Origin of the sequence: Xenorhabdus doucetiae, assembly GCF_000968195.1 — a bacterium.
Classification (GTDB): domain Bacteria; phylum Pseudomonadota; class Gammaproteobacteria; order Enterobacterales; family Enterobacteriaceae; genus Xenorhabdus; species Xenorhabdus doucetiae.
Window position 1 is genome coordinate 1,866,535 of the sequence record NZ_FO704550.1, and the last position, 21,998, is coordinate 1,888,532.

General features: G+C 42.6%; 21 protein-coding genes and 2 tRNA genes. 10 read left to right on the forward strand and 13 right to left on the reverse strand.

What is annotated here, in order from left to right; genetic code table 11:
* Nucleotides 1-21 precede the first annotated feature (21 nt).
* The gene (locus XDD1_RS08540; protein WP_045970344.1) at nt 22-999 is read left to right on the forward strand and encodes a L,D-transpeptidase family protein; all 978 of its coding nucleotides are present in this window, start codon (nt 22-24) and stop codon (nt 997-999) included.
* A 103-nt stretch (nt 1,000-1,102) separates the two neighbouring features.
* Here XDD1_RS08540 and XDD1_RS08545 read toward each other — a convergent pair whose 3' ends face one another.
* The 5 genes from XDD1_RS08545 to XDD1_RS08565 form a co-directional block, all read right to left on the reverse strand.
* Complete coding sequence (locus XDD1_RS08545) at nt 1,103-1,339, reverse strand: major outer membrane lipoprotein (RefSeq protein WP_045970346.1); 237 nt, start codon at nt 1,337-1,339, stop codon at nt 1,103-1,105.
* 293 nt (nt 1,340-1,632) lie between these two features.
* Nucleotides 1,633-3,042 carry a pyruvate kinase PykF gene (pykF, locus tag XDD1_RS08550; RefSeq protein WP_045970348.1) on the reverse strand — a complete coding sequence of 470 codons (1,410 nt, stop codon included), beginning with the start codon at nt 3,040-3,042 and terminating at the stop codon, nt 1,633-1,635.
* Nucleotides 3,043-3,346: 304 nt separating this feature from the next.
* A tRNA-Val gene (locus tag XDD1_RS08555) sits at nt 3,347-3,423 on the reverse strand.
* Nucleotides 3,424-3,453: 30 nt separating this feature from the next.
* Nucleotides 3,454-3,530, reverse strand: a tRNA-Val gene (locus XDD1_RS08560).
* Between the two features lie 159 nt (nt 3,531-3,689).
* The gene (locus XDD1_RS08565; protein ID WP_045970350.1) at nt 3,690-5,063 is read right to left on the reverse strand and encodes an MATE family efflux transporter; all 1,374 of its coding nucleotides are present in this window, start codon (nt 5,061-5,063) and stop codon (nt 3,690-3,692) included.
* A gap of 426 nt (nt 5,064-5,489) precedes the next feature.
* Between XDD1_RS08565 and XDD1_RS08570 the strand changes: the two genes are divergently transcribed.
* Nucleotides 5,490-6,134 (forward strand): riboflavin synthase, encoded by a 645-nt coding sequence (locus XDD1_RS08570; RefSeq protein WP_045970352.1) that lies wholly within the window; start codon nt 5,490-5,492, stop codon nt 6,132-6,134.
* A 164-nt stretch (nt 6,135-6,298) separates the two neighbouring features.
* Here XDD1_RS08570 and cfa read toward each other — a convergent pair whose 3' ends face one another.
* Both cfa and punC read right to left on the reverse strand, forming a co-directional pair.
* Nucleotides 6,299-7,450, reverse strand: coding sequence for a cyclopropane fatty acyl phospholipid synthase (gene cfa / locus XDD1_RS08575; protein WP_045970354.1), 1,152 nt, complete (start codon nt 7,448-7,450; stop codon nt 6,299-6,301).
* 304 nt (nt 7,451-7,754) lie between these two features.
* On the reverse strand, nt 7,755-8,906 hold the full coding sequence (punC, locus tag XDD1_RS08580; protein ID WP_408068283.1) for a purine nucleoside transporter PunC: 1,152 nt from the start codon (nt 8,904-8,906) through the stop codon (nt 7,755-7,757).
* Nucleotides 8,907-9,059: 153 nt separating this feature from the next.
* On the opposite strand from punC, the gene punR reads away from it, so the two are divergent.
* Nucleotides 9,060-9,968, forward strand: coding sequence for a DNA-binding transcriptional activator PunR (gene punR / locus XDD1_RS08585; RefSeq protein ID WP_045970358.1), 909 nt, complete (start codon nt 9,060-9,062; stop codon nt 9,966-9,968).
* Nucleotides 9,969-9,971: 3 nt separating this feature from the next.
* On the opposite strand, the gene purR is transcribed toward punR, so the two are convergent.
* Both purR and sodB read right to left on the reverse strand, forming a co-directional pair.
* Complete coding sequence (purR, locus tag XDD1_RS08590; RefSeq protein ID WP_045970360.1) at nt 9,972-10,997, reverse strand: HTH-type transcriptional repressor PurR; 1,026 nt, start codon at nt 10,995-10,997, stop codon at nt 9,972-9,974.
* 526 nt (nt 10,998-11,523) lie between these two features.
* Entirely contained in the window at nt 11,524-12,102 is a 579-nt protein-coding gene (gene sodB, locus XDD1_RS08595; protein WP_045970362.1) for a superoxide dismutase [Fe], read from the reverse strand.
* Between the two features lie 311 nt (nt 12,103-12,413).
* Between sodB and XDD1_RS08600 the strand changes: the two genes are divergently transcribed.
* Entirely contained in the window at nt 12,414-12,794 is a 381-nt protein-coding gene (locus XDD1_RS08600; RefSeq protein WP_045970364.1) for a Grx4 family monothiol glutaredoxin, read from the forward strand.
* A 102-nt stretch (nt 12,795-12,896) separates the two neighbouring features.
* Here the strand turns inward: XDD1_RS08600 and rnt are convergent, their stop codons facing one another.
* Together rnt and gloA are read right to left on the reverse strand one after the other, a co-directional pair.
* Nucleotides 12,897-13,556, reverse strand: a complete 660-nt coding sequence (gene rnt / locus XDD1_RS08605; RefSeq protein ID WP_045970366.1) for a ribonuclease T — start codon at nt 13,554-13,556, stop codon at nt 12,897-12,899.
* Nucleotides 13,557-13,741: 185 nt separating this feature from the next.
* The gene (gene gloA, locus XDD1_RS08610; protein WP_045970368.1) at nt 13,742-14,149 is read right to left on the reverse strand and encodes a lactoylglutathione lyase; all 408 of its coding nucleotides are present in this window, start codon (nt 14,147-14,149) and stop codon (nt 13,742-13,744) included.
* Nucleotides 14,150-14,395: 246 nt separating this feature from the next.
* Here gloA and XDD1_RS08615 point away from each other — a divergent pair, with 246 nt between their 5' ends.
* Together XDD1_RS08615 and slyA are read left to right on the forward strand one after the other, a co-directional pair.
* On the forward strand, nt 14,396-14,635 hold the full coding sequence (locus tag XDD1_RS08615) for a DUF1289 domain-containing protein (RefSeq protein ID WP_071827255.1): 240 nt from the start codon (nt 14,396-14,398) through the stop codon (nt 14,633-14,635).
* A gap of 678 nt (nt 14,636-15,313) precedes the next feature.
* Nucleotides 15,314-15,751 carry a transcriptional regulator SlyA gene (gene slyA, locus XDD1_RS08620; RefSeq protein WP_045970372.1) on the forward strand — a complete coding sequence of 146 codons (438 nt, stop codon included), beginning with the start codon at nt 15,314-15,316 and terminating at the stop codon, nt 15,749-15,751.
* An 83-nt stretch (nt 15,752-15,834) separates the two neighbouring features.
* On the opposite strand, the gene XDD1_RS08625 is transcribed toward slyA, so the two are convergent.
* Entirely contained in the window at nt 15,835-16,308 is a 474-nt protein-coding gene (locus XDD1_RS08625) for an outer membrane lipoprotein (protein ID WP_045973413.1), read from the reverse strand.
* A 360-nt stretch (nt 16,309-16,668) separates the two neighbouring features.
* On the opposite strand from XDD1_RS08625, the gene anmK reads away from it, so the two are divergent.
* From anmK to pdxY, 4 genes are all read left to right on the forward strand, one after another.
* Nucleotides 16,669-17,778, forward strand: a complete 1,110-nt coding sequence (anmK, locus tag XDD1_RS08630) for an anhydro-N-acetylmuramic acid kinase (protein ID WP_045970373.1) — start codon at nt 16,669-16,671, stop codon at nt 17,776-17,778.
* A gap of 103 nt (nt 17,779-17,881) precedes the next feature.
* Nucleotides 17,882-18,535 carry a pyridoxamine 5'-phosphate oxidase gene (gene pdxH, locus XDD1_RS08635; protein WP_045970375.1) on the forward strand — a complete coding sequence of 218 codons (654 nt, stop codon included), beginning with the start codon at nt 17,882-17,884 and terminating at the stop codon, nt 18,533-18,535.
* A gap of 212 nt (nt 18,536-18,747) precedes the next feature.
* Nucleotides 18,748-20,019 carry a tyrosine--tRNA ligase gene (tyrS, locus tag XDD1_RS08640; protein WP_045970377.1) on the forward strand — a complete coding sequence of 424 codons (1,272 nt, stop codon included), beginning with the start codon at nt 18,748-18,750 and terminating at the stop codon, nt 20,017-20,019.
* 201 nt (nt 20,020-20,220) lie between these two features.
* Nucleotides 20,221-21,099 carry a pyridoxal kinase PdxY gene (gene pdxY / locus XDD1_RS08645; RefSeq protein WP_045970379.1) on the forward strand — a complete coding sequence of 293 codons (879 nt, stop codon included), beginning with the start codon at nt 20,221-20,223 and terminating at the stop codon, nt 21,097-21,099.
* Nucleotides 21,100-21,183: 84 nt separating this feature from the next.
* Here pdxY and fabI read toward each other — a convergent pair whose 3' ends face one another.
* On the reverse strand, nt 21,184-21,972 hold the full coding sequence (fabI, locus tag XDD1_RS08650; RefSeq protein ID WP_045970381.1) for an enoyl-ACP reductase FabI: 789 nt from the start codon (nt 21,970-21,972) through the stop codon (nt 21,184-21,186).
* Nucleotides 21,973-21,998 lie beyond the last annotated feature (26 nt).

The window sequence follows — 21,998 nt, forward strand, 5'->3', positions numbered from 1 at the left end:
TATCATTTTCAGGAAGCCTGTATGAAGCGATCTTTAACTGTTATCGGCATGTTCTTGAGCAGCATGTTATCGTTAAGTGGATTGACTAATATCGCCCATGCTGTCGAGTATCCATTGCCTCCTGCTAATAGCCGCCTGATTGGCGTTAATTCCACCTATATTGTGCCTGATGACGGGCGCCCATTAGAGTATATTGCTGCCAACTACCAGATAGGGTTACTGGCGATGTTGGAAGCGAATCCAGGGGTTGATCCCTATTTGCCTAAGCCCGGTACTGAGTTAATGATTCCCTCCCAGATGCTGCTGCCAGACACGCCTCGTCAGGGAATTATTATCAATCTGGCTGAACTCAGGCTCTATTATTTCCCTGAGGGAAAGGATTATGTTGTTGTGTATCCTATTGGTATTGGTCAGCTTGGGCGCAATACGCCAACCATGACAACATCTGTCAGCCAATTGATCGAGCATCCGACGTGGACGCCAACCACGAATATTCGCAAGGATTATGCCAGTCGGGGAATCATTTTACCTGCCGTAATACCTGCGGGGCCTGATAATCCAATGGGGGATTTTGCCTTACGCTTGGCTGCCGGACGTGGCGAATATTTGATCCACGGTACAAATGCCAATTTCGGTATTGGTATGCGAGTGAGTTCAGGATGTATTCGTTTGCGGCCCAATGATATTGAGGATTTGTTCCGTACTGTCCCACGAGGAACGCGTGTTCAGATCATTAATGAACCGGTAAAATATGCTGTTGAGCCGGATGGTAAGCGCTATGTGGAAGTTCATCAGCCGCTTTCTCGTAAAGAGACAGATGATCCACAGACAATACCGATCCCACGTTCTGAAAGTTTGGTGAAGTTCATTAATAGTGGGGAAACCGATGAATTTCTGGTTGATCAAGCCATTATTCGTCGTTCAGGAATACCCACGCAGGTAAATGCAGAACAGGTTGCTAAGATACCGCCATTACACCAGCCTGGGCCGATTTATTAACTGAAACCTAAGAAACTGGCAAATACGGGGCAGGAAGCCGAAGTAGAAATGGCGTACAGTGGTACGCCATTTTGTTATCAACTCATTCTATCTACTACAAAGATTATTTCTTGTATGAACGAACCTGGTTATCAAGGCGCTGATTCGCGCGAGCAGCTTCATCTCTGGCTGATTGTACATCAGAACGAATAGAACTGATGTCACTGCTCAATTGGTCAACTTTAGAACCGAGAGTTTGCACCTGAGAAGCAAGCTGTTCAACTTTCGTTGCGCTTGAGCAACCTGCCAGCAGGGTGGAAGCCAGAATTACTGCACCAAATACAACTTTAGTACGATTCATCACATTACCCTCTAGATTAAGTTAATCTCCAAGTAGCCATCTAAGTATTACACAAACTATTTTAGAAAGAGAATAAATTTTTGCTATGAAAAAAATTTTTACCTTTCTTTATCTCAAAATAAGCCAATAATTTTTGGATATCGGCAATAAAATGGCAGCCGAATAGATGATTTAACCAGAATAATCAAAAAAGCCCAATCTGCATAATACAAATATGGGCTTCTTTGATTGCCAGTGCTGTCCGGGAAGACTATCCAAGGTTAGACAGCGCGGTTATTGATGGCTTTTAAGCCTCAGAGCACGTGAACAGAGGACGTATTTGTTGTGCCACTGGGGACTAATGCACCGGATACCATGACAACGACATCCCCAAGGTGCGCCATGCCACTCGCCAACGCGGCTTCTTTACCAATACGGTAAAAATCATCGGTAGAAGCGATTTCTTTGACAACCAGAGTGGAAACACCCTTGACTAGCAGCAATTGACGCGCCGTGATTTCATTCGTTGTCAATGCAAGGATTGAAGCGTTAGGGAAATACTTGCGGATAGATCTTGCCGACTTACCACCGTAAGTTGCCACGACAATCAGGGGTGATTCCAGTTTTTCTGCGATTTCAACCGCACCACGGGAGACCGCTTCGGTAACACGCAGTTTCTGAGACTTCGTATTTTCAATTCGGCTGCACATAACGCGGTCTGTACGTTCACAGATGGTTGCCATGATGGAAACCGCTTCGACAGGATATTTCCCTTTCGCACTTTCACCAGACAGCATAACCGCATCTGTACCATCTAAAATAGCGTTGGCAACGTCGCCGGCTTCGGCGCGGGTAGGGCGTGGGTTTTTGATCATTGAATCCAGCATTTGGGTTGCCGTGATAACAACTTTACGCGCCGCATTACATTTTTCGATCATCATTTTTTGCGCGAAGATAACTTCTTCGACTGGGATTTCAACCCCCAGATCGCCACGGGCAACCATGATACCATCAGACGCTTCGAGAATTTCATCGAAGTTAGTCAGACCTTCCTGATTTTCGATTTTGGAAATAATTTGGATATGTTCACCATTATGAGCTTTCAGGTGCTCACGGATTTCCAGTACATCGGAGCGTTTACGGATGAAAGAGGCTGCAATGAAATCCACGCCTTGCTCACAACCGAAGATCAAATCTTGTTTATCTTTTTCTGCCAGTGCAGGCAAGTTAATGGAAACATTTGGCAGGTTAACACCTTTGTTTTCGCCCAAGTCACCGTTGTTCAGTACCTCACAGATCACTTCGGTCGCCGTGGTTTCCTTAACGGTCATGGCGATCAAACCATCATCAACCAATACGGTATTGCCTGGTTTCAGATCTTCCGGCAGTCCGGCATAAGTCACCGCAACACGATCTTGATTGCCGATAACGGATTTATCTGTCGTAAAGGTAAAAGTTTGGCCCGCAGTCAGGGAGACGTCATTGCCATCTTCCAGTTTCATGGTACGGATTTCAGGGCCTTTAGTATCCAATAAGATTGCTGCTTTTTTGCCAGTTTTCGCGACAACCGCGCGAATGTTTTCAATACGACGACCATGCTCTTCGTAGTCACCGTGAGAAAAGTTCAGGCGCATGACATTCATACCTGCATTAAGCAGTTCGGTCAACTTCTCTTCGGATTCTGTTTTTGGCCCGATAGTACAAACAATTTTGGTTTTTTTCATGACAATCTATCTACTTTAGTTAGCTGAAACCATTCAACTTATGACATGAGCGTATTATAGAGACTAATTTCTGTGAAATGAATCAAAAAATGGTGCTTGAAAAGATTTCCATACAACAGGGAAGAGATATTTATGGCTCATGATTAAATAAATCAGGGAGTTGTTGCGCAAACAGGCGATTTTGAATTTTTAGTACACAGGTAGATTGGTCAACAATGAATTTGTGATTATAGAAGTCACTTGAATGGAGCAAGGCTAAAAAAGTGGGTAAATCAGGGGAAGATATAAGTTCATAGTTTGAATATGGTGCGTCCGAGTGGACTCGAACCACCGACCCCCACCATGTCAAGGTGGTGCTCTAACCAACTGAGCTACGGACGCACATTGCATTCTTTTTGTCAACCTGATATTTGGTGCGTCCGAGTGGACTCGAACCACCGACCCCCACCATGTCAAGGTGGTGCTCTAACCAACTGAGCTACGGACGCAATCTAAATTTCTGTGGCTGACAACGGGAACGAATATTAACGGGCACTGGGCTTTCTGGCAAGGGGAAAAATGCAAATTCTTGTTCAACTGCTCGCAATTACATCTTTTCGCGTGAATTTGCAGCTTTTCCCCTGGTATTGGTAACTTAGTGAACTGAATTAACGTGTAGAACGTTTCAGAATATAATGGGCTGGCTGTTTTTGTGTCCATAGAATACGGTAACCCATCATAAATGCCGATGCGGTTAAACCGATAATAAATCCAATCCAGAAACCCTGTGGTCCCATTGGCTTAGTGACATAATCAGTCAACGCCAGAATATAGCCACTCGGCAGCCCTAAGAGCCAATAAGCAATAAAAGTGATCACGAAAATAGAACGTGTATCTTTGTATCCGCGCAATACTCCCGATCCAATGACCTGAACCGCATCAGAAAGCTGGTAAATAGCCGCAAACAGCATCAAGTGAGAGGCAAGAATTACAACCTCAGGGTTGTCGTTGTACATAAATGCAATATGCTCGCGCAGCAGTACGGTGAAGGTTGCTGTCATACAAGCAATAATTAAGCCAACAATAATGCTCGTGTAGGCGGATATTCTAGCGCCTTCAGTGGATTGTTGGCCCAGATTGTAGCCAACACGAATGGTTGCCGCTATCCCCAATGACAGCGGGAACATAAACATCATCGAGCTGAAGTTGAGTGATATTTGGTGTCCGGCTACGGCAACAACACCGAGTGGCGAAACCAATAACGAGACGACAGCAAACAGAGTCACCTCAAAAAACATCGCCAGGGCGATAGGTAAGCCAAGTAATGCAATTCGTTTTTGCGTGTGCCATTCAGGGCCTGCAAATTTGTTGAAGGTTTGGATATCTTTTTGGGAAGGAGAGTGTTTCACATAGGCAAGTAACAACAGGAACATAACCCAGTAGACCGTTGCCGTTGCGACACCACAACCTACACCGCCCAATTCAGGTGCCCCAAACTTACCGTAAATAAAAATGTAGTTAATGGGAATATTGACCAGTAAACCGGCAACACCAATGACCATTGCTGGCTTAGTTTTCGATAATCCTTCACATTGACCACGCAAAACTTGATAGAACAAATAACCTGGCGCTCCCCACATGATGGCATGAATAAAATCCGTCGCTTTTTGTGCCAATACAGGATCGACGTTATGTTGTGCTTCTATAATAAATCGGCTGTTATACAATACTGCGATGATCAAGATAGAGAGGAAAATTGCAAGCCAGAACCCCTGCTGGATTTGACCTGCAACGTTTTTTCTTTGGCCTGAGCCATTCATATGTGCCACGATGGGGGTCAAAGCAAGCAATAAACCTTGACCAAACAGAATAGTTGGCAGCCAGATTGATGTGCCAACAGCAACCGCTGACATTTCAATAGCACCCGCTTTACCAGCCATGACAGTATCAACGAAGCCCATGGCAGTTTGTGAAAACTGTGCGATGACAACAGGGATCCCTAGAGCGAGCAAACTACGCGCTTCATTTAAATATTTCTGCACGTACTACACCTTTTTTGATTGAAAATTAACGAGAAAAATAAGAAATATTTTTGCGAGCAAACGATGTTAATGGAAAATGTATCGCTTATAAGCGTCTCTATTGTATAGGACTCATTTTATTAATCCAATCGTTGCAAGATATTTATACTTAATTATGAAGTCGATGGCTGGGCAATAAAATTGAAGCAACACTCAACTGAAACTAAACTTTATCGCAATAGCGTATTAAATAATCATGATGTTTAAATAGCGTTTCAAAATGAATGATAGGAGTAAATCTTGTCCCGCGCGGCGCGCGGGACAAGATTGCAAGCTCTCACTATTATGAAAACCTATTTAAAAGAAATGGTATTTAAACAGGATGGTGTTTAAACGCGATGAGTAGGTTAAACTAACCTGCCAAGTGAAATGATTAAAGAGGTTCCCATGTTTACAGGTATCGTTCAGGGAAAAGCGCCGATAGTTGCCATTGATGAAAAAATGCATTTTCGGACCCATGTTGTTAAATTTCCGGCTGAATTATTACCCGGAATTGAAACGGGGGCTTCTGTTTCCCACAACGGTTGCTGTCTGACTGTGACTAAGATCGATGGTGATTTAATCAGTTTTGATTTAATGAAAGAAACATTGCGCCTGACCAATCTCGGCGAACTTAGGGTAGGTGATTTAGTCAATCTGGAAAGGGCGGCTAAATTTGGTGATGAAATTGGTGGGCATTTGATGTCCGGTCATGTTATTACAACCGCGGAAATTGCCAAGATCTTCACTTCTGAAAATAACCATGAAATATGGTTTCGCATTCATGACAAACAATTGATGAAATATATCCTGCACAAAGGGTTTATTGGTATTGACGGGATTAGCCTGACCATTGGCGATGTTGTCAATAATCGATTCTGTGTTCATTTAATTCCAGAAACATTAGCGCGCACAACACTGGGTAAAAAGCGTTTGGGAGAAAAAATTAATATTGAAATTGATCCACAAACTCAAGCGATTGTCGATACTGTTGAACGAGTTCTGGCTCAGAAAGAGCAAGAAAAATTATTGTTACAAACTGAAGGACAATAAGAAATATTTCTGGATTGTGTTATATACCCTATAAACTGCAAGTTGCAGCTTGAAGTACGATGAGTATAGGTTTTGCAATAACGCTATTCAATAAAACTCGATAAAAATAAGCAAGCTACAGAAATACTATTTCCGTAGCTTTGCCAATTTCATTGTGGAGGGCATTATCTAGGTACTCTCAATCCTTTTTCAATGCCTTGCGGACTAAATACTACCTGCCATAACTGAATATCCCTTGCCCGGAATGCACCTGCACAAGCATTCAGGTAATAACTGAACATTCGTTTGAAGCGCGGGCTATAGTTATGCTCTATTTCGTGCCAACTGGCAGTAAATCGCTCATACCATGCCATCAGGGTTCTGTCATAGTCCGCCCCAAAGTTGTGCCAATCTTCCATAACAAACTTTCCATTGGTTGCTTTAGCGATTTTGGTTATCGACGGTAAACAGCCATTGGGGAAGATATATTTACTGATCCAGGCATCAGAACCTGATTTATCAATATTAGAGCCGATAGTATGGAGCAGGAACAGGCCATCAGGTTTCAGGTTCTTTTTCACGATATTGAAATAATTGTCATAATTTTTCGGGCCAACGTGCTCAAACATGCCGACGGATACCACGCGATCAAACTGAAGGTTAAGGTTTCGGTAATCTTCAAGGATAATTTTTACATTGAGATCTTGACATCGTTCCTGCGCGTATTTTTGTTGCTCGGCTGAAATCGTTACCCCTGTGACAGATACCCCGTAGTTTTCCGCCGCATAAGCTGCCAAACCTCCCCAGCCACAACCGATATCCAATAAAGTCATGCCCGGAGAAAGTTGTAGTTTTTCGCAAATCAGGCGGAGTTTATGGGTTTGTGCTTCTTCCAGCGTATTGGCATCTTTCCAATAACCGCAAGAATATTGCATATGAGGATCAAGCATCCGGGTAAAAAGGTCATTGCCTAAATTATAATGTTCCTTACCGACAATCCAGGCACGTTTGGGAGATTGTAAATTAAATATACGAGAGATAATTATCTTGAAGATATCTTTGACATTTTTAGGAATACGATGTTCTAAACCAGCCTGTAATACTTTATAAAAGAAAATATCAAGGCGATCACATTCCCACCAGCCATCCATATAACTCTCACCCAAACCCAAGGAACCTTCTTTCAGTACACGCTTATAGAAATCAGGGTTTTTAATGCGTATATCGAAAGGGCGCTTGCCATTGATCTCAATATCAGTTTCCTGAAGCAATTCATGGGCGATCCTATACCAAGGATCCGTTATTGTTTTTTTACCTTCAACAAAAGATGAACTCATATACTCTCCAACATTTGTGTGATGGAATTTTGAGGTGTCACTTTATAACTGTTTTTTATGTAAAACCTTAAAGGTTTATTAGAAAATAATACTGTAAGCACATATTGCTTATTTATCCTGAAATTAAACAGCACTTCAATGCTCCAAAAGACACCTCAAACCTCGCATTCTTAGAATAATGAATCTGTATGAGTATATGAGTGAAATGGTATTTAAACAATCATCTAAAGGTCACAGCATGATGCAACCTTTAGATAATAATGTTCTTAATTATTATTTTTTGGGGAAATTATTGAATTTATGTTTAGTGGCTTTTTTTAATCCCCTGTTTTTGCAGCCAATAACCAACAGCCATTGGAACAGTAGTAAGTACCATGACCGTGGTCGTCGATAAGAGAGGTGATTCCATAAATACGGAGACAATCATACTCGCGACAAAACAGAGACCCAGTTGCAGTGCATTTTGCAATGCAGCCGCTTTACCGCTGTCTTGAGGATAAACAGCCAGAGCATTGGCGACTGCAATTGGGTAGGATGCACCATTCATTGCTGCCATCACACAAAAAGGAATAAGAATGGCGATAAATGAAGGTTCACTCAATAGCGAAATCAAATAAATGGCGATCATGCTGACTGCATAACCCACCAACAGGAAGGGAAATACGGTTTCGCTTTTCACTTTTTCCAATAAGATACGGCAACCATATCCACCAATCATAAATGCCAGCGTTTGGGGAATATAACTTAAGCCAATATCAGTAGGATCATAACCCATATTTTTCAAAATCGTTGGTGAACCCGTTAGCCAGGCAAAAAAACCTGCACTGCAAGAGGCATAGATTAATACATTTCCGTTGAAAACAGGGGAAGTGAGTAGCGTAAAGAAAGAAACCGGCTTTTTATCGGCATTGGTTTCGGTATGAGTACGTGTGTTAGTTAGAAAAAATGTAGGTATTAACAGCAATATTGTCACGATCATGAGGACAAGGAAAATGATTCTCCAGCCACTATGTGTCAACAACCATGCCCCCAACAAAGGCGCAAGGGCAGGGGAAAGGGCAACCAAAGGCATGATCATGGCAAAAACACGTTTCGTGCGTTCTGCGTCATATCTATCAACGACTAAAGCCTGCCAGGTCACCGCAGCGGAACACACTCCCACTGCTTGCATAAACCTCAATACCAGTAACTGAACAGGATCAGTGATCCAGAGCATACCTAAACAGCTAATGGAAAACAGGGATAGTCCGATAATAAGAACAGGTTTTCTGCCTAAACGGTCAGACAATTGTCCCCATAAAAGTTGGGCAAAAGCAAACCCGGCAAGAAAAATGCTGAGGCTCGCACCGATGACATTTGTTGATGTCCCTAATTCTGCTTTCATTGCATCAAAAGCGGGCAGATACATGTCGATGGCCAAGTAGCCTAGCATGCTTAGGCCTGCGAGATAAAACATGAATGGAATGGCGTTTTTATTTGTTGTCATTGTGTTAATAACTTGGTGTGGTGGTTGATAAGGAAATATTGGGCTTATTTTATATAGCATGATTTTTACTTGTGAAACGGTAATATTTGCACCATGCTGTGAAAAAAATTGAAAGGAAGATATATGTGGTCTGAATACTCTCTGGAAGTCGTTGATGCCGTTGCCAGAACAGGAAGTTTCAGTGCGGCTGCATCAGAACTTCACCGTGTGCCTTCTGCTGTCAGCTATACGGTAAAACAGCTTGAAGAGTGGCTGGCAGTACCTTTATTTGAACGTCGTCACCGAGATGTCGATTTAACGGAAGCAGGGGCTATTTTTGTCAAGGAAGCGCGTTCTGTTATCAAAAAAATGAATCACACTCGGCACCAGTGTCAACAAGTTGCCAATGGCTGGCGTGGGCAATTCAGTATTGCGGTTGATCAGGTGGTAAAACCAGAGCGAACGCTTCGGTTAATTTTGGATTTTTATCGTCATTTCCCCGATATTGAATTATTTATCTATCCTGAAGTTTTCAATGGCGTATGGGATGCTTTGGTGGATGGACGGGTGGACGTTGCCATTGGTGCAACACGGGCTTCCCCCGTTGGTGAGCGATATAGTTTCAGGGATATGGGATTTATTCCGTGGTTATGTGTCGCCAGCCCTGAACATGAACTGGCAGTGATATCGGGGAAATTGAATGATGATCAGATGCGGCCTTATCCCAGTTTATGTCTCGAAGATACTTCACGCAGCTTGCCTAAGCGTGATACATGGGCTTTGGATAATCAACGAAGGTTGATTGTTCCTGATTGGAATGTTGGGTTAAGTTGCCTGATGGATGGATTATGTGTCGGCATGGTGCCCAAGCACCTTGCATTACCGCTGATCCGTAAAGGCAAGCTGATGGCACTCGAACTCGAGCAACCCTTGCCTGACAGCCCATGCTGCCTGACATGGTCGCAAAAGAGCCATTCACCCGCATTAAGTTGGTTACTTGATTATCTGGGAGATAGCGAAACACTTAATGCTGAATGGCTGCAAGAAAATTAACTGTCAGCGGCGATAATCGATAAAAGGTCCATCCGCAACCGAGCGCCGTTCGACAAGGCGTGGGTGGACTTCGATAGTTTGTACATCCTCACGTTTATTGATGATTCTGTCCAATAGCATTGCAAAAGCCATCTGCCCTAAACGTTCTTTGGGTTGGTGGATGGTTGTCAATGCTGGTGTGAAATAGCGGGCATTGCGAATATTGTCATAACCGATGATTGAAATGTCTTGTGGAACACGTAGTCCTAACTCATCGGCTGCACAGATTGCCCCCATTGCCATGACGTCCCCACCGCAAAAAACAGCGGTTGGGCGATGTTTCTGATTCAGGATCTTATACATGGCTTGATAACCGGACTCAGGTTCAAAATCACCTTGTACCATCCACTCATCCCGAATGGTGATGTTGGCTTCTTTCAGCGCCTTGAGAAAACCTTGATGGCGTCCTCCGCCGGTATTTCTTGCTAATGGCCCAGGAATAGATGCAATATCACGATGACCGCGCTCAATGAGATAACGACCCGCTAAGTAACCGCCATGAAAAGCATTATCAATAATTGCATCGGTAAAATCCCCTCTGGATTCTCCCCAATCCATGACCACCATAGGAATATTACGGTAGTCTTCCAGCATACCTAAAAGCTGTTCAGGGTATTCTGAACACATTACCAGCAAACCGTCTACACGTTTTTGCGCCAGCATCGCGAGGTACGCTTTCTGTTTATCAAGGTTATTATGGGAATTACATAAGATCAGTGTATAACCTTTGCTATAGCAGCTATTCTCAACCGATTCTATGATCTCAGCAAAATACGGTGCTTCACTTGAGGTTGCCAGTAATCCGATGGATTTGGTGTGGTTAACTTTCAAGCTGCGGGCAACGGCACTGGGAGAATAATTCAGTTCCTTAATCGCAGCCCAAACCGCAGCCTTTGTATCTTCGGCGACGAAACGGGTTTTATTGATAACATGCGATACGGTTGTGGTCGAAACACCAGCGCGTTTGGCCACATCTTTAATCGTTGCCATGATAAAAAGGACTCCTGACCTTTTGGTCTAATTGGTATACCTTTCATCTTTCAATTTTGAAATCTATCGGGTATAGCTATTTGTTAATCGTTTGCCAATATATTTATATAGAGTGATAGTTGGCAATAAGTCAGCGATAAACCTTGAATTTTGTCTGATCTAGCTCAAAAGTGAAAGTAATAATCGATGTTATAAAGAGTATGGACTAAATATTGGGTATGGTTTTTTAAATGATACGGTGAGTAACCGCTCAAAACTTGTACTTAAAAATTTATCGTGTTGAGGTCTCTTAATTTTCACATTGAGGATGTTCTATGGACACAGATCTGAAATTGGGATTATTGGCTGCCGGTAGTGCATTAATCATGATTGTTTTTCTGGCAAGTCTCTGCTTGATCTGATCAGGATAGAAAAGAAGAATTTGTAACATCACTTGCTTTAAGGGCGGGTTTTCCAACAATTGTGATGCCACGAATGAAGGAAAACCTGCCCTTGTTATTTTAACTTGGTAAGATAATTAACCTTATTAAGCCAAGTTTTCTTCAACAAATTTCCAGTTGACCAGCGCCCAGAAGTGCTCCAAATATTGAGGGCGTGCATTACGGTAATCGATGTAGTATGCGTGCTCCCAAACATCAACGGTCAGTACGGGTTTGTCTTCACCAGTCAATGGCGTTGCTGCATTGGATGTGTTAACGATAGCCAATGTGCCGTCAGTTTTCTTGACTAACCAAGTCCAACCAGAACCAAAGTTTTTCAGGGCTGCGTCAGTGAACTGCTGTTTGAACTCAGCAAAAGAACCGAAAGCATTGTTGATAGCGTCTGCGACTTTTCCGGTGGGTTCGCCACCCCCATTTGGTGACAGGCTATGCCAGTAGAACGTATGGTTCCAAATTTGTGCAGCGTTATTGAAGATTCCGCCTTCAGAGGTTTTGATGATCTCTTCCAACGATTTTCCGGCAAACTCAGTATCTTTAGTCAAATTATTCAGGTTTACGACGTAAGCGTTGTGATGTTTGCCGTGGTGATATTCTAGAGTTTCTGCAGAAATATGGGGTTCCAAGGCATCTTTGGCATAAGGTAATGCGGGTAATTCAAAAGACATTGCATGCTCCTTTTTAATATCGGGTTTTTTGGCTCTGCAAACCATGACTTAGGATTGCTTATCATGGGCAGGGCAAATTTAGTCTCATTATCGTATTAATTTTTTGCTAATTATCTTAACAACTTTTCTGCCAAATAACAGGGAAAAAGATGCTATCAGGCGGCGAACTGGCGCAGAACTGAACTGTAACATGGAGTAGATACACCCAGCATATAAAGTTCACGGTAGAAAAATGAGAGTAGAAAGTGGTATTCTGAATCAATCTTTATCTTATGCTGATAAATAGCGTTTGCAGTTTTGAGGAAGCAACAATGACGAATTTTAATACAAACACGAATACAGTGACAGATACAACAGTTGATGCGGTTATTGAAAAAATCGAACGTCAGCTCAGAGAAAATCCAATTCTGCTGTATATGAAAGGTTCACCGAAACTGCCAAGTTGTGGCTTCTCCGCACAGGCAGTTCAGGCTTTATCCGCTTGTGGTGAGCGTTTTGCTTATGTGGATATTCTGCAAAATCCAGATATCCGTGCTCAGTTGCCTAAGTATGCAAATTGGCCGACTTTTCCCCAGCTTTGGGTTGACGGTGAGTTAGTGGGAGGTTGTGACATCCTTGTTGAGATGTATCAGCGTGGTGAACTACAAACGCTGATCAAAGAGACTGCCGACAAGTATCGTGATCAGGAATAAGGTCAGTCATTCATCGAAATGATAGATGTTTTTTCATAACCCCATACTTTTATAGGTATGGGGTTACTATTTACAGATTAATCAATATGAGGTTTGCTTGTTTTAGGCTTCGCAGTTAGCGGTGTTAGCTGAGGGTAATGGCCAACCACCCAGCCGTTTCCAGCGATTGACAAGTTCACAGAAAAGCAGGGCAGTTCGATCAGTATCATAAAGAGCGCTATGTGCTTGATTGCTGTCAAACGGAATTTCTGCTGTGATGCAGGCCTTGGCAAGAATTGTTTGGCCAAGAACCAAACCACTGAGTGCGGCGGTATCAAAAGTTGCGAACGGATGGAATGGATTGCGTTTCAAGCCTGCGCGTTCAGCAGCAGCCATGACAAAACTGTGATCAAAATTGGCATTATGGGCGACCATAATTGCGCGGTTACAATTCGTCTCTTTCATGCCCTTGCGGATCATTTTGAAAATTGCATGCAAGGCAGCGTATTCACTGACTGCTCCCCGTAGGGGATTTGTTGGATCAATGCCGGTGAAAGCAAGAGCGGCAGGATCAAGGTTAGCTCCTTCAAAAGGCTCAATATGGAAATGCAGTGTATTGGCAGGTGTTAGCCAACCATTTTCATCCATTTTTAAAGTAATTGCAGCAATTTCAAGTAAAGCGTCTGTCCGCGCATTAAAACCAGCGGTTTCGACATCAATGACAACGGGATAGTAGCCACGAAAGCGCCCACTTAACATATTTTGATCGTTTTGATTAGACATCTGATTTTCAGTTTTTAGCTTCAGGATTCTGTTTTTGATTCTGGAATAGTGGCTATTATGACAAAATTTGGTGTGTCTTGCAGAAGTAATGCTTATCCAATGAGGATAATAAAGGGCAATAAGATTTGCCCTTTTGTCGGTGTGTAACTAATTTTTTAACGATAGTTTGGCCGCTATTGATAGAATTAGTTGCCTAATGCGCTGCTGGCACTTGAATTTTCGATGAGTTCAATCTTATAGCCATCGGGATCTTCAACGAATGCAATGACGGTTTTTCCACCTTTAACGGGTCCTGCTTCGCGAACCACTTTTCCTCCGGCAAGTTTGATGCGTTCGCAAGTTGCCGCAACATCATCAACGCCCAAGGCGATATGCCCAAACGCAGTTCCTATTTCGTAGTTTTCAACGCCCCAATTATAAGTTAGCTCAATAACTGAGCCTTGATTTTCATCGGTATAACCAACAAACGCGAGAGAATACTTATACTCTGGATTTTCACTGGTGCGAAGTAAACGCATGCCCATGATTTTAGTGTAGAAATCAATCGAGCGCTGCATGTTGCCAACACGGATCATCGTATGGAGTAAACGCATGATTACCTCTTGATCTTTATAGTCTTATTGTGAAACATAGCTTTTTTGCAAAACGTTGTCCGCATACCTGCATATGCTTAGTTCAACTATAACGTGTATAGATAAAATAATTCAAATTGTCCTGTTTATTTATTTGGTTTCTAAATGTTACTATTTTGTTTTGAAATGTTATATTTGAGGTTTATACTGAGCAACAAATAGTTTCATTATGGGAATAATTGATAGTTCCAAGCGCAGGAGGATGAGATGGCTGAACAATTGGAATTCTTTGCTATTCCAAACCCTTGTCGGGGAATTTGTGAATCTAATTCCCGCGGTTTTTGCCGAGGGTGTTATCGTAGTAGGGAAGAGCGCTTTATGTGGATGCAACTATCTGATAATGAAAAAAGAAAAGTATTGCGCTTATGTCATCAGAGGCATCTAAGGGAAGTCAGAAATAAAGAGAAAGAAAAAAATATTATCTCGCAACAAGCCGATTTATTTTAGTTTTATTCTAATTTGATCAAAAAATATCACTCATATGAATTATGGTTTAGGATGATCATAAAAATATGAAATATTTCCTGCAAGAAATGATATATTATTTATATTATATTTCTTTTATTTGACATAAGTCACTTCAAAACATCATTTCTGTTGGTGAGATTAGATATTTAAGTAAGAATTTCTTATCAAAGAATCATTTGTTGAACAAGAAAAGAACTGGTTTGTTATCTTGTTGTTTTTTATATTATTTATTTTGATATTATCAATATCTGTAAGATAAAAATGATATTAATGTAAAAATATATAGATTAGTATTTGGATGGCGGTTATTCTTATAGAACTTTAACCGAGTGGAAATGGATATATTTTGAGGGATTGTACTTTTTTTGTTGATATTTAAACTTATAATAGTTTAGTTGTAAGATTATTTTATACAGTTTATATCGTTGGTGGATTAATGCGCGATTTTATTCGGTGCACCGTACAATTTCGCTCTTTAGGGCGACGAAGATGTCAACTTTGAGTAACACGCCAACGCGACACTAATTAGGTAATTAGTTAAATTGCTGACTCTGCTAATGTAAGCATGATATAGGGTGCGTATCCATTATTCAGATGAATAAACTGATTGGATAATTCATTGATGTTATATGAGTCTCTAATTATAAGGAGGGGTAATTGGAATTGACATTGGGATCAGATCTGGCACGTTTAGTCCGTGTTTGGCGCGCTTTAATTGATCATCGTTTGAAACCGTTGAAATTAACTCAGACACACTGGGTTACTCTATACAATATTAGTCAACTGCCGCCAGAGCAGTCACAGATACAGCTCGCAAAAGCGATTGGTATTGAGCAACCCTCTTTGGTGAGAACGCTTGATCAATTAGAAGAAAAGAAATTGATTACACGCCATACATGTGCCAATGATCGACGCGCAAAAAGAATCAAATTAACCAAAGAATCGGAAACGTTTATTAGAGAAGTAGATAGTGTTATTGATTCTACAAGGAAAGAAATTTTGCAGGGAATTACTCATGATGAGTTAATTCTGCTTGCTTCTGTAATAAAGAAAATTGAAAAAAATATTAACCAATTGCATAAACAGGTAATATAAAAATTAATCTATAATAATAAAATCGCGGCCCAGACCTATTACTGGTAAACCGCGATTTTCTAGTTTTGTGTTATTTGAACATTTCAGAGTGGTGATACAGTCAAAGAGTCTCCACTGTTTGCGATCCTGACTCGTTGCCCTCTGCTGAATACAATGTTGTCTAACTTTTGCACTACGATGATGTTTTTTCCGCTGTCCATACGAATTTCTAACTCAACACCTTTCGTTTGGTCTAAAGCCCCTTCTATTCCTTGACCAGCCAGACCGCCAGCAATGGCACCTGCCGCTGTAGCAAGCCTTTGACCAGAACCATCCCCAACCGTATTCCCTAGCAGCCCTCCCAAAACAGCACCGCCAATGAGACCTAACATATTAGGATCACCCGCTTGGTTGCCTTTAATTTTGACAGGGCGTACAGACAGAATCGTGCCATAGGTTACAGTTTGAGCTTGTTTGGCCTGATTCATAGAGTAAGTATCACTAGAAAGTGCTCCCATGTCTGCACAACCCGATAATGTGGTTGCTACAGCTACACCAACCAGGAAACGTTTTAACATAATTACTCCTAATTTTAATGCCCGATAGGGAAGCTTGATAATAAACTTATAACCAAGCGTTCGGCTACTTTTGTTAGCAGCAGATACTAAGATGCTCTTGTTAGCAGCAGAATTAATCAATTTGTCGGCCACTAATGATGCATATCTACATAATATAATATGCTCACAATAAACTCTGAAAGGAATAATTCCTGACCAAAAGTTTAGCATGTTTTGTGAAGAGCTTTCCAAAACTCAGATTTTATCTCTGATAATGCTCATTAAACATATATAGTCCGAATAGATGTGCTTTATAGTTTACGCAAGATTGAATGTAATCCACGTGTCAAATGTAATCCGTTATTTAATAGAGGAATATTTATGAATTCAGGACGTTATATTGGTGTGATGTCTGGCACCAGCATGGATGGTGTTGATGTTATTTTGGCGGAGATTAGCGATAAAGCCGTGACTCAACAAGTCAGTTATAGCCATCCTTTTCCGCAAGAGCTTAAGCAAAGATTACTTTCCATTTGTCAAGGGCAGCAGACGACATTATCAATGGTCGGAAGATTTGACTATGAGCTTGGTACTCTCTTCGCAGAAGCGGTTCAAGGGTTATTGAATAAAGCCGGGATAACTGCAAATGATATCACCGCAATCGGCTGTCATGGGCAGACCGTATGGCATGAGCCGGACGGTGAAAAACCGTTTACCATGCAAATCGGTGACAATAACCGTGTAGCAGCACTGACTAACATTACCACCGTTGGTGACTTCAGGCGGCGTGACATGGCTTATGGTGGTCAGGGAGCACCTTTGGTGCCGGCATTCCATATGGCGGTATTGGGGCATCCTACCGAAAGGCGGGTCATTTTAAACATCGGTGGAATAGCCAATATCTCAGCACTGCTGCCTAATTCTGCCGTTAAAGGCTATGATACCGGGCCGGGCAACATGTTGATGGATGCCTGGACATGGCGGCATAAGCAGTTACCTTACGACAAAGATGCGCTGTGGGCCAGTGAAGGTACGGTCAATGAACCTTTGCTGCAAAAAATGCTGTCTGATCCCTATTTCGCGCGTACTGCCCCGAAGAGTACAGGGCGTGAATACTTTAATATGGCATGGTTGGAACAACAGTTGGTTGATTTTCCTGATATTACCCCCGTGGATGTTCAAGCCACATTGGCTGAATTAACGGCGGTAAGCATTGCTCAACAAGTCATGCTAAATGGTCGGTGTGACCGTCTTCTGGTATGCGGCGGCGGGGCACGTAATCCACTTGTGATGAATCGGTTATCGGTTTTATTGCCGGGTACAGAAGTGGCGACGACAGATAAATATGGTTTGAGTGGTGATGACATGGAAGCGTTGGCATTTGCCTGGCTGGCATTCCGAACCATGTCAGGACAATCTGGTAACTTGCCATCAGTTACTGGTGCGGATAGAGAAACGATTTTAGGGGCAATTTATCCGGTTGTCAGATAATTGTTTGAATAATATCCAGTTAACAGATAACCCTGATTAGAAGACAGTGAGCTAGCAGATAACAATGATATGCTAATACTCATTAATAAATAGAGATTTAGAAATGTCAGAAGATAATGAAATGGTTATCGCAGAACTGCGCCGCGAATATATACGTGGTGGGTTAAGGCGAAAAGATCTTACTGAAGAACCTATTGAGCTTTTTGAGCGTTGGTTAAAACAGGCTTGTGAAGCGAGACTCAGTGATCCAACAGCAATGTGCATTGCGACCGTGGATGAGCATGGGCAACCTTATCAGCGCATTGTTCTGCTAAAACACTTTGATGCTCACAGCCTGATATTCTATACCAATCTTGGCAGTCGCAAGGCAAAACATCTGGCCCAGAATAACCGGATCAGTCTCCACTTTCCCTGGTATCAATTGGAACGGCAGGTCAGTTTTCTCGGCAAAGCGGAACGTTTGTCCCCGGTTGAGGTAATGAAATATTTTCATAGCCGGCCGAGGGATAGCCAAATTGCCGCCTGGGCGTCTCAGCAATCTTCGAAGATTTCTGCCAGAGGTATCTTGGAAGGGAAGTTTTTGGAGTTGAAACAGAAATTCCAGAACGGTGAAGTCCCTCTCCCCAGTTTCTGGGGCGGATTTAAGGTCGAGTTTGATTCAGTCGAATTCTGGCAGGGGGGTGCCCATCGCCTTCATGATCGTTTTTTGTATCAGCGTGAAGGCGATAAATGGCATGTTGACCGTCTGGCGCCTTAAACATCAATAAGGCAGAAAGTTGCAAAACGAAAGAGATAATTACTGTTTTTAATACTGGCACTTATATTACGGGCGTTTTATGCTATGGCACTTGATTTATAACGAGACGCTTATATACCCAATGGATTTCAAGTGGCGGCATATAACAAAGCAGCAACGTGAAAGCAGGGTATAGATATATAGGTAAAATATACAAACCGATGGAGTCATTAATGTCTAGCAATAACCTGATTAAACAACTGCAAGAGCGGGGCCTTGTTGCCCAGGTAACGGATGAAGAGGCGTTAGCTGAGAGACTGGCGCAAGGTCCGGTTTCTCTCTATTGTGGCTTCGATCCGACCGCTGACAGCTTGCATTTGGGCCATCTGGTTCCCTTGCTGTGTTTAAAACGATTCCAACTTGCTGGGCACAAGCCTATTGCGTTGGTCGGTGGGGCAACAGGTTTAATTGGCGATCCCAGCTTTAAGGCAACGGAACGTAAATTAAACACAGAAGACACGGTCAAAGAGTGGGTTGAGAAAATTCGTCGTCAGGTTTCCCCATTCCTGAGTTTTGAGGGTGAAAATGGTGCAGAGTTAGCCAATAACTATGATTGGTTTGGTCAAATGGATGTGCTGACTTTCCTGCGTGATATTGGTAAGCACTTCTCCGTAAACCAGATGATCAACAAAGAAGCGGTAAAACAGCGTCTTAACCGTGATGATGTTGGTATTTCGTACACCGAATTTTCTTATAATCTATTGCAGTCTTATGACTTTGCCAACCTGAATGGAAGATATGGTGTTGAATTACAAATTGGTGGTTCAGACCAGTGGGGCAACATTACTTCCGGTATCGATTTGACCCGTCGCCTGCACCAGAAACAAGTGTTTGGTATGACAGTGCCACTGATCACCAAGTCAGACGGAACTAAGTTTGGTAAGACAGAAGGTGGGGCGGTTTGGTTAGATCCGAAGAAAACCAGCCCGTACAAATTTTACCAGTTCTGGATCAACACAGCCGATACGGATGTTTACCGTTTCCTGAAATTCTTTACTTTCATGGACATTGAAGACATTAATGCGTTGGAAGAAGAAGATAAGAACAGCGGTAAAGCGCCACGTGCTCAATATGTATTGGCGGAACAAGTGACAGGTATGGTGCATGGTGAAGAAGGTCTTGCCGCAGCGAAGCGCATCACTGAGAGTTTGTTCTCCGGAGCCATTGCTGATTTGACGGAGGATGATTTCGCTCAATTGGCACAAGATGGCATGCCGGCCATTGAACTTGAAAAAGATGCTGACCTGCAACAAGCACTGGTCATCGCTGAATTTGTTCCTTCCCGTGGGCAGGCCCGTACCATGATCAGCTCTAATGCAGTTTCCATCAACGGTGAGAAACAATCCGAACCGATGTATGTCTTTGCTGAGAGTGATCGTCTGTTTGGGCGTTATAGTTTGTTACGCCGTGGCAAGAAACATTATTGCCTTATCACTTGGAAATAACTAATTAATATATTATTAAGGGCAACAATCATGTTGCCCTTAATGTATTTGGCAGCTTTATATATCCTATAAACTTCAAGTTGCCACTTGCAAGACGAAAGTCACTAATCATCTCCCTGCATCGTGGGGGAGATGATAAATGCACCTTGAAGTACGACAAATATCTATTCATAAATCAAAAATAATAAACTAGGCCTTATCATGAACAATGTGCTTTCAATTCAGTCTCATGTTGTCTTTGGTCATGCAGGAAACAGCGCGACTGTTTTTCCGATGCGTCGTATGGGAGTGAACGTATGGGCATTAAATACGGTTCAATTTTCAAACCATACCCAATATCCTCAATGGCGTGGTTGTGTGATGCCGCCGGAACATTTGACTGAAATCGTGCAGGGAATTGGTGAAATTAATAAACTGGCCACCTGCAATGCCGTTCTGAGTGGTTATATCGGTTCTGCGGAACAGGGAAATGATATCCTTGATATCGTAAAACAGGTTAAAAAAGCCAATCCTGATGCCTGGTATTTTTGTGACCCTGTCATGGGACATCCAGAAAAAGGCTGTATCGTTGCCCCTGGGGTTGCTGAATTCTTCTGTGAAAAAGCATTACCTGACAGTGATATTATCGCACCTAATTTGTTGGAACTTGAAACACTGACTATGCGGAAAATTGGCAATGTAGAACAAGCGGTATCCGCAGCGCGTGAGTTATGTGAAAAAGGTCCCAAGATTGTACTGGTTAAGCATTTAAGCCGTGCAGGTTATCAGGCAGATTGTTTTGAAATGCTTTTGGTGACGAAAGAACATAGTTGGCACATTAGCCGCCCATTAATTGATACGGGGGCACGTCAGCCAGTGGGTGTTGGTGACTTAACCAGTGGTTTGTTCCTCGTTAATCTATTGAAAAGCCCATCTTTGACAAATGAAGCATTGCAAGCGGCTTTAGAACATGTGGCAGCCGCAGTCTACGAAGTGATGTTGGAAACACAAAAGCGTGGGGAATATGAATTACAGCTTGTTGCTGCGCAAGATAAGATGGTCACGCCAGAACATCAATTTCATGCCGTAACAATAGACTGACGCAGGAAATGCAGGAAATAAAAAAAGAAACAGTCCCAACCATAACTTATGGGTGGGACTCTCTTTAATATATCGGTGAGTTATTTATTTTAACTCTAACTCATTCATGGCAGCGATGCTGAAACCACCGTCAACATGTAAAATCTCACCGGTAACACCACCGGCCAGATCTGAGCACAAGAAGGCAGCAGCATTACCGACATCTTCTGTTGTCACCGTGCGGCGAATAGGTGTCACAGCTTCACAATGTGCCAGCATCTTGCGGAAATCCTTGATACCAGAAGCTGCCAGCGTACGGATTGGGCCGGCAGAGATACCATTGACGCGAATTCCTTCAACACCCATGGCATTGGCCATATAACGTACGTTTGCTTCCAGAGAGGCTTTCGCCAGACCCATAACGTTATAGTTAGGAATGGCACGCTCTGCACCCAGATAGCTCAAGGTCAGCAAGGCAGAACCCGGATTCAGCATATGACGACAGACTTTCGCCATTGCAACGAAGCTATATGCACTAATGTCATGTGCAATTTTGAAACCTTCACGGCTGACAGCATTAACATAATCACCATCAAGTTGATCAGCCGGTGCATAACCGATAGAGTGAACAAAACCATCGAATTTAGGCCAGACTTTACCCAGTTCAACGAATAATGCGTCGATACTTTCATCTTCAGCCACGTCACATGGCAGAACGATATTTGAATTCAGGGATGCAGCGAATTCTTCGACACGAGGTTTCAACTTGTCATTTTGGTAGGTAAAAGCCAGCTCTACGCCTTGATCGTGCATTGCCTTGGCAATTCCATAAGCGATAGACAGTTTGCTGGCGACGCCAGTAATGAGAATGCGCTTGCCGGTCATGAAACCCATAGCAGTATCCTTATTGTTCTTTGTGA